At 74.5% G+C, this 13,079-nt stretch carries 6 protein-coding genes and 2 pseudogenes; 5 read left to right on the forward strand and 3 right to left on the reverse strand.

Annotated elements, in window-relative coordinates:
* Positions 1–218 precede the first annotated feature (218 nt).
* Positions 219–1,493 (forward strand): nucleotide sugar dehydrogenase, encoded by a 1,275-nt coding sequence (locus E6W39_RS17410; protein WP_141634299.1) that lies wholly within the window; start codon positions 219–221, stop codon positions 1,491–1,493.
* A 159-nt stretch (positions 1,494–1,652) separates the two neighbouring features.
* Positions 1,653–2,339 (forward strand): annotated as a pseudogene (locus tag E6W39_RS17415) (RNA-guided endonuclease InsQ/TnpB family protein); the annotation flags it as partial.
* Between the two features lie 1,579 nt (positions 2,340–3,918).
* Here the strand turns inward: E6W39_RS17415 and E6W39_RS17425 are convergent.
* Together E6W39_RS17425 and E6W39_RS17430 are read right to left on the reverse strand one after the other, a co-directional pair.
* The gene (locus tag E6W39_RS17425; RefSeq protein WP_141634301.1) at positions 3,919–6,351 is read right to left on the reverse strand and encodes an SUKH-4 family immunity protein; all 2,433 of its coding nucleotides are present in this window, start codon (positions 6,349–6,351) and stop codon (positions 3,919–3,921) included.
* Positions 6,352–6,392: 41 nt separating this feature from the next.
* Positions 6,393–7,402: pseudogene (locus E6W39_RS17430) on the reverse strand (HNH endonuclease).
* A 244-nt stretch (positions 7,403–7,646) separates the two neighbouring features.
* Between E6W39_RS17430 and E6W39_RS17435 the strand changes: the two are divergent.
* Both E6W39_RS17435 and E6W39_RS17440 read left to right on the forward strand, forming a co-directional pair.
* A complete protein-coding gene (locus tag E6W39_RS17435) occupies positions 7,647–8,105 on the forward strand; it encodes a YwqJ-related putative deaminase (protein ID WP_141634302.1) in 459 nt (152 codons plus the stop codon).
* 136 nt (positions 8,106–8,241) lie between these two features.
* Positions 8,242–8,709 (forward strand): SUKH-3 domain-containing protein, encoded by a 468-nt coding sequence (locus E6W39_RS17440; RefSeq protein ID WP_141634303.1) that lies wholly within the window; start codon positions 8,242–8,244, stop codon positions 8,707–8,709.
* An 18-nt stretch (positions 8,710–8,727) separates the two neighbouring features.
* Here the strand turns inward: E6W39_RS17440 and E6W39_RS17445 are convergent, their stop codons facing one another.
* On the reverse strand, positions 8,728–10,002 hold the full coding sequence (locus E6W39_RS17445) for a sensor histidine kinase (RefSeq protein ID WP_228718195.1): 1,275 nt from the start codon (positions 10,000–10,002) through the stop codon (positions 8,728–8,730).
* 302 nt (positions 10,003–10,304) lie between these two features.
* Here E6W39_RS17445 and ppc point away from each other — a divergent pair, with 302 nt between their 5' ends.
* Positions 10,305–13,040, forward strand: a complete 2,736-nt coding sequence (gene ppc, locus E6W39_RS17450; RefSeq protein WP_141637799.1) for a phosphoenolpyruvate carboxylase — start codon at positions 10,305–10,307, stop codon at positions 13,038–13,040.
* Positions 13,041–13,079: the final 39 nt, after the last annotated feature.

Raw genomic sequence — 13,079 nt, forward strand, 5'->3', positions numbered from 1 at the left:
CGCGCTCCGATGGGGGTCGGGGTGCGAGGCCGGGCGACCCTGGGTGGGGGCGCCCGCCCGACCGTCGGGAGTCGGGGCGCCCTGTCCTGGAGGGCGCCCCGGGTCCTGGACGTACGTGCTGGACGTACGTGCTGGCGCACCCCTCGTTCCAGTGATATTCGCGCCGGGGGTCGCATTTTCCCGGTTTCCCACCGAATGCGCTCCCTAGGCTGACCGTCATGCGTGTGGTCATCGCCGGCCAGGGCTACGTCGGGCTCCCGCTCGCGGTCCGCGCGGCCGAAGTCGGTCATCAGGTCATCGGGTACGAGATCGACCAGCTCCGGGTCGAGCGGCTGGCCCGTGGCGACTCCTACGTGGAGGACATCCCGGCCGACCGGCTCCGCCAGCTGCTGGCGGCCGGCCGCTACCAGCCCACCGCCGACCCCGCCGAACTGGCCGGCTTCGACCTCGCCGTGATCACCGTGCCCACCCCGCTGCGCGACGGGGTTCCCGACCTCTCCTACATCGAGGCGGCCGGCGAGGTGCTGGCGGCCCGGCTCTCCCCCGGCGCCACCGTGGTGCTGGAGTCCACCACCTACCCGGGCACCACCGAGGAGCTGCTGGCGCCGCTGCTGGAGAAGGGTTCGGGCCTGGCGGCCGGACTCGACTTCCACCTCGGCTACAGCCCCGAGCGGATCGATCCGGGCAACCCGCGCTGGCGGCTGGAGAACACCCCCAAGGTCGTCTCCGGCATCACCGCGGAATCACTGCGCGTGATCGACGACTTCTACGGCCGGCTGGTGGAGCGCACCGTGCCGGTCTCCTCCTGCAAGGAGGCCGAGCTCACCAAGCTGCTGGAGAACACCTTCCGGCACGTCAACATCGCACTGGTCAACGAACTCGCGATGTTCGCGCACGACTTGGGCATCGACATCTGGGAGGCGATCGACGCGGCGGCCACCAAGCCGTTCGGCTTCCTGCGGTTCGACCCCGGGCCCGGCGTGGGCGGGCACTGCCTGCCGATCGACCCGTCGTTCCTCTCCTGGCGGGTGGAACGGGCGCTGGGGCGGTCGTTCCGGTTCGTCGAACTCGCCAACGACGTCAATAGCCACATGCCCGACTACGTGGTGCGGCGCCTCACCGAAGGCCTCAACCAGCGCCACCGGCCGGTCAACGGCTCCCGGATCCTGCTGCTCGGCCTCGCCTACAAGAAGAACACCGGGGACGCCCGGGAGACCCCCGCCGCCCGGGTCGCCGAACTCCTGACCAGGATGGGCGCCGAGGTGCGGGCCGCCGACCCGCATGTGCTCTCCGGCATCCACCTCCCCGGCCAGCGCGGCCCGTTCACCGGCGTCCAGCGCGTCGCCCCGACCCCCGAGGAACTGGCCGCCGCCGACGCCGTGGTGCTGCTCGCCGACCACGACGACTTCGACTACCCGCAGATCACCGAGCACGCCCGCTACCTCCTGGACTGCCGCCGCCGACTCACGGGGGCCGCGGTGGAGGTGCTCTGATCACGCGGGACCGCCTGTTCAGATCTTCCGCGAGGGGGTCCCCCCGACCGAAGGCTGAGGGAGGGGCGGGGATGGGCAGACCGCCGTCAAGGCGCTGTGCTGTCCTGGTAGGTGATTACCCGCCATGTGGTCACAAACTGTGCTGCTGGTGTGTGATCTATGGTGGCCACCCACGTGAAGCGGGCGTTCAAGTACCGCTTCTATCCGACCGATGCACAGGCGGCTGAGCTGTCGCGCACGTTCGGGTGCGTGCGGAAGGTCTACAACATGGCGTTGCAGGCCCGCACCGAAACATGGACGCTGCGCCAGGAGCGGGTCAACTACAACGCCACGAGCGCGATGCTGACGGCGTGGAAGCAGACCGAGGAACTGGCCTACCTCAACGAGGTGTCGTCGGTTCCGTTGCAGCAGACGCTTCGGCACTTGCAGGGGGCGTTCGCCAACTTCTGGACGAAGCGGGCGAAGTACCCGACATTCAAGTCCCGGAAGAAGTCCCGCAGGAGTGCGGAGTACACGTCGTCCGCGTTCCGGTTCCGGGGCGGGCGGCTGATCTTGGCGAAGATGGCGGAGCCGTTGGCCATCGTCTGGTCCCGGCCGCTACCCGAGGGTGCTCAGCCGTCCACGGTGACCGTGTCACAGGACGCGGCCGGACGGTGGTTCGTCTCCCTCCTGTGCGACGACCGCCCGACCATGCCCGTGCCGATCAACAAGGCCGTCGGGATCGACGCCGGTATCACCGCGCTGGTGACGCTCTGTCAACGCCTGGTACCTGCTCGGCATCCCGCTCGGCGTCGGCTGACCCCGGCCGCCGCCGCGCGGGCGAAGCGGTCCGCCGCGGTCCGCCGCCCGCTCAGAGCCGGCGGCGGCCGACCGTGCCCGGCAGGGTGTCCAGGGTGACGCCGTCGTCGATGATGACGATCTTGGGGATGATCGCCGTCTCGTCCTCCGCGGCGGCGGCCGCCGGCGGTGCGGGCGGTGCGGGCGGTGCGGCCGGTGCCGGCGGCGGGCCAGCGGGCGCGGGGGCACCGGCACCGCCGGGGCGGCGGCAGGGGCCGGAGCCGGGGCAGCGGCCGGGGCCGGAGCCGGGGCAGCGGCCGGGGCCGGAGCCGGGGCAGCGACGGGGGCCGGCCGGGCGTCCTGGGGAGCGGTGCTGCGCGGGTCGGCGGCGGCCTGGCGCAGCTCGGCGGGCAGGCGCAGCACGGTGGTCGGGGCGTCGGCCTGCACGACCGGCTGCGGCACCTCGCTGGTGTCCGCCTCGGAGGCGGGCACGGCGGCCGGCGCGGCAGCCGGTGCGGCGACCGGCGCGGAGGCGGGCACCGGGACCGGTGCGGAGGCCGGTGCCGGGGCGGGCACGGCGACCGGCGCGGCCGCGCGCGGTTCGCCCGGCTCGATCATGCCGACCGCGCGGCCGGTGAGCGAGGCCAGCGTCCCCTTGATGGTGTCCAGGTGGGTCTGCACGGTGGCCAGCCTCTCCTCGAAGGCGGCCTGCTCCTCGGCCGAGGCCGTGTTGATCCGCTCGGCCTCCCGGCGGGCCTGCTCGACCAGCTGGTCGGCGCGGGCCTGCGCCTCGGTGTCGATCTGCTTGACCATGCCGATGGTGGCCTCGCGGTGCTGCTCGGACTCCTTCAGGCGCTGCTCGGCCAGCGCCGAGCTCTTGCCGTCCGCGGCCTGGGCGGCGGCCTCCTCGGCGGCGAACCGCTCGTCGGCCTCGCGGCGCAGCTCGGCCAGCTTGGTCTCGGCCCGCTCGCCGGCCTCGGCGGCGGCGACCCGCAGCTTGGCGGCCTCGGCGGTGGCGGTGTCGCGGATGGCGCGGGCGTCCCGGTCGGCCTCGCCGCGCAGCCGCTCGGCCTCGGCGCGGCTGCGCTCGTCGGTCCGGCGGGCGGCCTGGTCGGCCTCGGCGCGGGTGGTGGTGGCGAACTCCTCGGCGGACTTCTGCGCCGCCTGGCCGGCCTGGTAGGTGTCGTCGCGGGTGTCCTCGGCGAACCGCTCGGACTTGTCGCGGATGTTGCGGGCCTCGTTCTCGGCGATCGCCATCAGGTCGGCGGCCTGTTCGCTGAGCGCGGTGTAGTCGGGCGCGGGGGCCTCGGCGGCCTCCTGCCGTGCGGCCTCCAGCGCGGTCTCCAGGTCGCGGATCCGGGCGCCGAGTTGGCTGAGCCGCTGCCACGCCGCGTCCCGCTGGGCGGTCAGCGCGGCCAGCGCGCGATCGACCTGCTCGGGCGCATAGCCGCGCCGGGCCGCGGTGAAGCCGTACGACGGGATGGCGTCGCTCATGTCCTGGTCCCCTCAGTGGCGGGCTGGTCGGGCTGGTCTCGATGCCTGTCCTCTTGACCTATTTTGCGCAGATCATCCGGAAAGCCCAAGGAAGCGGCACCGCTGGCCGGAGCGTACCCACGGTGACGCTCCGGCCCCACCACCGCGGGGGCGGCTACAGCAGACCGTCCCAGAACTGCTCCAGGAGGACCGCCCACCAGGTGTCCGGCGCCTGGAGGGCCGCCGGGTCGACCGCGGCCAGCTCCGCCTGGAAGTCGGCGGTCCAGCGCCCGGCCTGATCCGGAGTCAGGCCGTAGCGCAGCGGCCACATCCGACCGAGCAGGGCGAGCGACCGGATGAACTCCGGCACACCTGTGTTGACGAAGCGCGGCGGCTCGTTGGTTCCCTCCAGATCCACCGCGACCACGGCGGCTGTGCCGTACTGCACACAGAGCTGGCGCCCGTAGTCATTGCCGAGCACCAGGTAGCCGCCGGCGTCCGGGGCGGCCGCGCGGCCGCGCTCGGCCGCCAGCTCGGCCAGCGTCGGGATCGGCCGGTTCTCGGGGGCGTGCGCCCAGAAGAAGGGGCCGAAGTTGGTCGGCATGCCGGCCCAGACCAGGGTCTGCGCCACGATCTCGGGCACCCCGGCGCGGGACACCGCGCGCTGCTCGTAGCGGAACACCGCCGGGCCGAAGTACTGCCCCAGCTCGGCCGCCAGCTGCTGCGGCGGCACCGGCGGGAGCTGCTGCACGGTGCCCGGCGCGGGCAGCGGCGCCCGGACCGGGCGCGGCCGCTGCGGGCCGCCGGCCAGCTGGTGCAGCTCGTCCAGGTGGTTGAGCAGGTGCGCCATGCCGGCCTGCCGGGAGGGCAGGTCGCGGCCGTAGGCGGCGGTGTGGCTGATCCGCACGTTCGGCCAGGAGGCCGCGATCAGCCGGCGGCAGTAGCCGCCGGGCAGGTCGCAGGCCTCCAGTTCGGTGTGCAGCTCCAGCACCTGCTCGGCGGGCACGCCCAGGCGCCGCACCTCCTGCAGCAGCCGCCACTCCGGGTGCGGGGTGCCGGGCTCGCTGCGGAACATCACCTTCTGCTCGGAGCCGTCGGGCGCCCGGTAGCTGAGCACCGCGAGGTATCCGGGGCCGACCGTGGGCACGCCCGGCGGGACCGGGGCGCCCTGCGGCGGCAGGCCCGGCACCGGCGCGGCCGCACCGGGGACGCCGGCCCGCGGCGGCATCGCGGCCTTGCTGGTCGAGGCGTCTGCCAGGTCGCCGGCACCGGCCGCTGCCGCGACGGGCGCGGCCGGCTTGCCGCCGCGCAGGTCGGACGGCGGGGGCGGCGGCGGGGCGCTGTTGTCACCGCGGCCGCGACCGGCCGACGAGGACGGGCCGCTGCCGGCGCCACCGCGCAGGGCGGCCGGCGGCGGGGGCGGCGGGGCGCTGTTGTCACCGCGGCCGCGACCGGCGGCCGGCGCGGCGGGGCCGGGCGCACCGGGCAGGCCCATCAGCCCGGGCGGACCGTCAGTGGCCATCATGGTCGGCGCGTACTCGATCGCCGGACCACCCGCCGACGGCTGCGCGGCCGGCGCAGGGGCGGCGGGACCGGGCGCACCGGGCAGACCCATCAGCCCGGGCGGGCCGTCAGTGGCCATCATGGTCGGCGCGTACTCGATCGCCGGACCACCCGCCGACGGCTGGGCCGCCGGTGCGGGGGCGGCGGGACCGGGCGCACCCGGCAGACCCATCAGCCCGGGCGGACCGTCAGTGGCCAGCACGGTCGGGGCGTAGCCGCCGACGGGTGCGGGCGGTGCCGGCGGAGTGGGCTGGGCGGTCGGCTGCTCCTGCTGCGCGGCCGGAGCGGCCTGCGCGGGCACGGCGACCGGCGGGGGCATCCGCACGGTGCGGGCGTCCGGCGGGGTGGTCGGCAGCTTCATCTCTTCGCCGTGCTCGTCCCCGTCCCAGCTGGGCGGCGGGGCGAGCAGGGTCGGCGCGTCCCCGGCCGGGCGGTCGGAGATCGGCGGCGTGGTCAGCCGGGCCGCCGGCACGTCGGCCGACGGGGTGCCCGGCAGCTGCGCGGCAACGGGCGGCGCGGCGGGCGCAGGCGCGGGCGCGGGCGCAGCATTCGCAGCAGCAGGCGCGGGTGCCGGCGCGGGTGCAGGCGCGGGTGGCCGCGGGTCGGCACCCGGCACGGCGCCGGCGGCCGGCGCGGCAGCGGGCGCCGTACCGAGCTTCTCGTTCTCCCGGGCGATCGCCGCAGCCGCCGCCTCCTCCATCCACTGCGGCGGGCTGAGCAGGAAGGAGGTGGCCTCCACCGGCCCGGGCAGCGGCTTGGCCACCCCGGCGGGCGCCGAACCGACCGGCCGGCCGTACGCCTCCTCGTAGCGCCGCACCACCTCGCTGACCGGCAGCGGCGGCCAGAGCGTGCTGGCCCCGCTCTCCCGGGCGATCACCAGCTTGGCCGCTCCGCCGTCCGAGGAGGGGCCGTTGGCCCGGTCCTCGGCCCAGCAGACGAAGCCGAGGTCGAACTCCCGGACCCGGACCTCGCGCTGCTGGAACGGCGGCACCCCGCCGTTGATCCACTCCGCTGCCAGGTCCTGCGCCTGCGCGTACGTCACCATCCCAGGACCTCCTGCACCGTCGACACGTCAGTTCCCCCGCTTCAGCCCGCGGCCGCGATCGGCACCGCGCGGGCGAATCCGCCCTCAACCATCAGACCCGCCACCGTCTCCAGCTCCGCCGGGCTGCCGGCCAGCCGGAGCAGGAAGTCGTCGAACGTCTCCCCGCACGGCAGCAGCAGGCGCGCCACCCGGGCGGCCGGGTCCTCGGGGCCCCGGTGTCGCGGGCGTCGTCATAGAGGCAGAACCAGACCGAGCCGGCCCGCTCGCCGCGCACCTTGATCGCCAGGATCCCGCCCTGCGCATAGGCGATGCCCAGGTAGTCCTTGGTCAGGTGGTCGCGCATGCACTTGTTGGCATAGACGAGGTCGGCGGTGCCGTACTCCTCGGTGAGGGTGAGGAACGGCTGGTCGAGCAGCATGCCGAGCTCGCTGTCCAGTGCCACGCCGACCGGGCCGCGCCCGCCGGCCAGCTTGAGGAACTCCCGGTAGGGGCCGGGCAGCCGGTAGCCGAGCCGCTCCTCCGCCGTCTGCACCAGGTCCTCGCGGACCGACAGCGGGTCGGCGCCCTCCTTGGAGAGCGAGAAGTGCGCCGGGCGGTGCTCCTGCAGCGGCCGGGTTCCGCGCTTGCCGTGGTCGGCGGACGACCGGGCCAGCCCGCCGTGGTGCCGCAGCAGCGCCTTGACCTCGACCGGGACCAGCTCCATCCGGCGCCAGCCGGTCGCGGCCGGGCCGACCGCGTGGTGCCAGGTCCAGCCGGTCGGGGTGGCCACCGGCGACTCGTGGTCGGCCCAGAGCTCATGGCCGTGGCTGAACTGCGCGGCGTTGGCCGACACGTAGTCGGTGAGCCGCAGTTCGTCCACGCCGAAGCCCGCGGGCGGGTCGGCGACCTCGGCGACCGCGGCGGCGTAGCGGCTGAAGTCGGGGTAGCCCTGGGCGTCCACCGGCACCCCCTCGGGGTACTTGGCCGCCCGCACCGGGTCGGGAAAGTGGACCACCTGACCCGCGTAGGCCGCGTTGGGCGCGGCGACGGTGCCGGGCCGACCTGTCGTCATCTGGGTTCCCCCACTGGCTGAAGCCGTTGTTGCCGGGCACCAGGGTATGTGCTCAGGCCTTTCTGCGGTCCCCCTGGTCCGGCACTGGGCCCGGGCACCGCCGGGGCCGTACCGGTTTCCCAGCGCCGGAAAAGGTTGCTGACGAATCGTCAGCACACCCGTCGACCCCCGGGTGGTCGACTGTCCGAGTCGTTTGGCAGGCTGACCCCCGGACAACGAAACGACGACCAGCAAGGGAGCAGCCGTGGACCTACCGCCTCCGCCCAGCGCGCCACTGCTGCGCCACCACCGGGACAGCCTGCTGCCGGCGGTCGCGGCCGCACTCTCGCTGCGCGGCGGCCAGGTGCACACCCTCGCCGGGCGCAAGGCCGACACCGAGCCCGAGCTGCACCCGCTGGTCGCCGACTTCCTCGGCACGCTGCCGATCGAGCACCGGGAGCGGTTCACCGGCCGCTGCCCCGAGGCGCTGCTGCTCTCCCAGTACCTGACCACGGTCGACACCGGCCGCTCCAAGCGCGCCGCCCGCAAGCCGCTGAGCCTGCACGAGGCCCGCAAGGCGCTCAAGGGGGCCAAACTGACGACGGTACGGATCCGCGAGCAGGACGACCCGGCGCACGGCACCCACGCCCCGCCGTGCCGCTCCTGCGCGCCGATGCTGGAGCATTTCACCGTGCTCAGCGTCGCGGTCGGCCCCCGGACCTGACGGCCCGACCGCGCCGGCCCAGCCAGCCGCCACTGCCTGCGCCGTTCCCTGTCCACCGACCCCGGAGTGCCCCCTGAACCCGCCCGCCGCCCCCGGCTCCACCGCCGTCCGCTCCCAGCCCCGGTTCTCCGCCGACGTGGCCGCCGCGCTCAAGCAGGCCGGCTGGCACCCGGGGCGCTGGGAGATCCGCCGTGCCGAGGAGTGGGCCGACCAGCTGCTCGGCCATCCCACCCCGCCGAACGCGCCGCACGCGGTCTTCCCGGCCGCCATCGAGGCCTGGGCCGAGTTCGGCGGCCTCTCCTTCGACCTGTCCGGGGCCGGCCGGGAGGTGGCCCGCACCCCGTTCCTGCTGGACCCGCAGTGCGGCCTGCACCAGCCGCGCACCCTGGCCGACCTGGGCCGGGCCCTGGACAGCCGGGTGGCCCCGCTGGGCGAGGAGCGGTTCGGACAGGCGCTGCTGGCGATCGACGAGGCCGGCCGCGTCTACAGCCTGGACCACACCGGAGAGTGGTTCCTCGGACAGGACCTTGACCAGGCGGTCTCCACGCTGGTCCTGGGCACCCGCCCGCACCGGCTGCGCACCGTCGCCGACGCGGCCGACTGACCGGGGCCGGACGCGGCCTCAGCGCAGCGGATCGGCCCGGATCGCCAGCCGGGACGGCAAGGTGGCCTCCACTCGGAAGCCGCCGCCGTACTCCGGGCCCGCCGTGAAGCTGCCGCCCAGCGCCCGGACCCGCTCCTCCATGCCGACCAGGCCGTTGCCGCCGCTGGGCAGCCGCACCTGCTCGCCGCCGTCCGGGCTGTCGTTGACCACGGCGACCCGGACGCCGTTGGGCACGTAGGCGAGCAGCACCGAGACCCGGGCGCCGCCGGCGTGCTTGTGCGCGTTGGTCAGCCCCTCCTGGACCACCCGGTAGGCGGTCCGCTCGGCGTCGCCCGAGTACGCCTGGCGGTCGCCGCTGACGGTGAGCGTGACCAGCATCCCGGCCGCCTTCGACTGGTCCACCAGCCGGGGCAGTTCGGCCAGCCCCTTGCTCTGCTCGGCCGACTCCTCGTTCATCCGCAACACGCCGAGGATCTCGCGCAGCTCGTTCAGCGCCTGCCGGCCGGTGTCGGCCATCAGCTTGGCGCTCTGGGCGGCCTTCTCCGGGTCGCGGGCCGCGATCCGCTCCAGCGCCCCGGCGTGCACCACCATGAGGCTGACCCGGTGCGCCACCACGTCGTGCATCTCCCGGGCGATCCGGGTGCGCTCCTCCAGCCGGGCCCGGCGGGCCCGCTCGGTGGCCCGCTCGGCCAGCAGGTCGAGCTCGGCCTCCAGGCCCTGGGCGCGGTCCTGCAGCGACTCGACCAGCCGCCGCCGGGCCCCGATGTAGAGGCCGGTGGCCACCGGGGCGACGGTGAGCCCGACCGAGACCAGCAGCGCCAGCAGCACTGGGACCCAGCTGGGCACGGGCGGCTCGTTCGGCGGCGTGCCGTTGGCGGAGAAGATGCGCAGCAGGAGCATCATCGCGGTGGTCTCCAGGAAGACCACCGACGACAGGGTCACGACGGTGCGCCGCCGGGACGGCCAGCTCCAGGTGACGGCGAGGGTGTAGAGGGCGACCTCCAGCAGCACGATCCCGAACAGCCCGGGCACCAGCACGATCGAGACCACCACCGGCAGCGCCGGCCAGCGCCGCCGCACCAGCAGGGTGGCCCCGGCGGCCCCGCCGATCAGCGCCGACAGCAGCGCCAGCCCCGTGTGCAGGTGGAACCGGCCGACCGCCAGCGTCCAACCGCCGACCGCGCCCTCCACCGCGGCCAGCGCGGCCAAACCCACGTCCAGCGCCGCGCTGCGCCGGTGTGGCCACCACCACAACCCGCGGTCGCGCGCGCCCTCCCCAGTGGACATGCTCATGGATGTCAGCCTATGTGAGGCCCACCGCGCCGCCCTACCCAGTTCCGGCCGTGCGCACGCCTCGGAGTTCCGGCCGTGGACGCGCGTTGAACACGACTTGGGAACCTGTGTCCGCGATGCGGCCACACCCGCTGCCCGGCACCCCGTGCCACCTATGCTGGTGCCCGTCGGACAGCGCGGTCCGCCCTTGCCGAACCCACCACCCGAGGGAGCCAGCCGTGACCGCTTCGGTCCCCAACTCGGCCGCCCAGCCCGGCAGCGCGCCGGCCGCCGGCCAGGCAGATCAGGCAGACAACGCAGCCCTGCGGGCCGATATCCGCCGCCTCGGCGATCTGCTCGGTGAGACGCTGGTGCGGCAGGAAGGCGCGGAGGTGCTGGGCCTGGTCGAGCAGGTCCGCCTGCTGAGCCGCACCGACGGCGAGGCCACCGCCGAGCTGCTGGCCAACATCGACCTGGAGACCGCCGCCAAGCTGGTGCGCGCCTTCTCCACCTACTTCCACCTCGCCAACGTCACCGAACAGGTGCACCGCGGCCGGGAGTTCGCCGCCCGACGGGCCCGCGAGGGCTCGCTGCTGGCGCAGACCGCCGACCAGCTCGCCGAGGCCGACCCCAAGCACCTGGCCGACACCCTGGCGCATCTGGCGGTCCGCCCGGTCTTCACCGCCCACCCGACCGAGGCGGCCCGCCGCAGCGTGCTGAACAAGCTGCGGCGGATCGGCGAGCTGCTCGAGCGCATCCACCGGGAGCACGCGGCGGCCGGCCTGGACGTCACCGACGCGGCCCGGCAGACCTCGGCGAAGCGCAGCGCCGACCGCCGCCTCGCCGAGGTGATCGACCTGCTCTGGCAGACCGACGAGCTGCGGATCGCCCGCCCCGAACCCACCGACGAGGCCCGCAACGCCGTCTACTACCTGGACGAGCTCTACCGCGAGGCCGTCCCCGTGGTCCTGGAGGAGCTGCACGAGGAGCTCGCCCGGGTCGGCCTGGCCCTGCCCGACGGGGTGCGCCCGCTCACCTTCGGCACCTGGATCGGCGGCGACCGGGACGGCAACCCCAACGTCACCCCCGAGGTGACCTGGGAGGTGCTCAACCTCCAGCACGAGTACGGCATCACGGACGCCCTGGCCACCATCGACGACCTGCGCGCCACGCTCTCCACCTCGGAGCGGCTGGCCGGCGCCTCCGCCGAGCTGCTGGCCTCGCTGGACGCCGACCTCAAGCTGCTGCCCGAGCTGAGCCCCCGCTACAAGCGGATGAACGCCGAGGAGCCGTACCGCCTCAAGGCCACCTGCGTGCGGCTCAAGCTGGAGAACACCCGCGACCGGCTGGCCGCCGGCACCCCGCACCTGCCCGGCCGCGACTACCTGGGCACCCGCGAGCTGGTCGCCGACCTGCGGCTGATCCAGGAGTCGCTGCGGAGCCACCGCGGCGAGCTGATCGCCGACGGGCGGCTGGCCCGGGCGATCAACACCATCGAGGCGTTCGGCCTGCAGCTGGCCACCATGGACGTGCGCGAGCACGCCGAGGCCCACCACCACGCACTCGGCCAGCTCTTCGACCGGCTCGGCGAGGAGGCCTGGCGCTACGCCGACATGCCGCGCGAGTACCGGCAGCGGCTGCTCGCCAAGGAGCTGCGCTCGCGCCGCCCGCTGGCCCCCACCCCGGCCCCGCTGGACGCCGCCGGCACCAAGACGCTGGGCGTCTTCACCACCATCCGGGAGGGCTTCGAGCGGTTCGGCGACGAGATCGTCGAGAGCTACATCATCTCGATGTGCCAGGGCGCCGACGACGTCTTCGCCGCCGCCGTGCTGGCCCGCGAGGCCGGCCTGATCGACCTGCACGGCGGGATCGCCCGGATCGGCATCGTGCCGCTGCTGGAGACCACCGAGGAGCTGCAGCAGGCCGACCGGATCCTGGAGGAGATGCTCTCCGACCCCTCCTACCGCCTGCTGGTCTCGCTGCGCGGGGACGTCCAGGAGGTCATGCTCGGCTACTCGGACTCCTCCAAGTTCGGCGGCATCACCACCTCGCAGTGGGAGATCCACCGGGCCCAGCGCCGGCTGCGCGACGTCGCCCACCGCTACGGCATCCGGCTGCGCCTGTTCCACGGCCGCGGCGGCACCGTCGGCCGCGGCGGCGGCCCCTCGCACGAGGCGATCCTGGCCCAGCCGTGGGGCACCCTGGAGGGCGAGATCAAGGTGACCGAGCAGGGCGAGGTGATCTCCGACAAGTACCTGCTGCCCTCGCTGGCCCGGGAGAACCTGGAGCTCACCCTCTCCGCCACGCTGGCCGCCTCCGCGCTGCACACCAGCCCCCGCCAGGCCCCCGAGGAACTGGCCCGCTGGGACGCCGCGATGGACGTGGTCTCGGAGGCCGCGCACCGCTCCTACCGGGCCCTGGTGGAGCAGGACGACCTGCCCAAGTACTTCTTCGCCTCGACCCCGGTGGACCAGCTGGCCTCGCTGCACCTGGGCTCCCGGCCGTCCCGCCGACCGGATTCGGGAGCCGGCCTGGACGGGCTGCGGGCCATCCCGTGGGTGTTCGGCTGGACCCAGTCCCGGCAGATCGTGCCCGGCTGGTACGGCGTCGGCTCCGGCCTCGCTGCGGCCCGCGCGGCCGGCCTGGGCGATGTGCTGCCCGAGATGTACGAGAAGTGGCACTTCTTCCGCAACTTCCTCTCCAACGTGGCGATGACGCTGGCCAAGACCGATCTGCGGATCGCCAAGCACTACGTGGAGCAGCTGGTCCCGGGCGAGTTGCGGCACGTCTTCGACGAGATCCGCGCCGAGCACGACCTGACCATGCGCGAGGTGCTGCGCCTCACCGGGGAGGACGAGCTGCTGGAGCACAACCCGGTGCTCAAGCAGACCTTCGCGGTCCGCGACGCCTACCTGGACCCGATCTCCTACCTCCAGGTGGCGCTGCTGCGCCGGCAGCGCGAGCAGGCCGAGTCCGGCCGCGAGGAGGACCCGCTGCGCGCCCGGGCGCTGCTGCTGACCGTCAACGGGATCGCCGCCGGCCTGCGCAACACCGGCTGAGCCGACCGGACATGACGAAGGCCGGGGTCCGCTCGCTGG

The organism is Kitasatospora acidiphila, assembly GCF_006636205.1.
Classification (GTDB): Bacteria; Actinomycetota; Actinomycetes; order Streptomycetales; family Streptomycetaceae; genus Kitasatospora; species Kitasatospora acidiphila.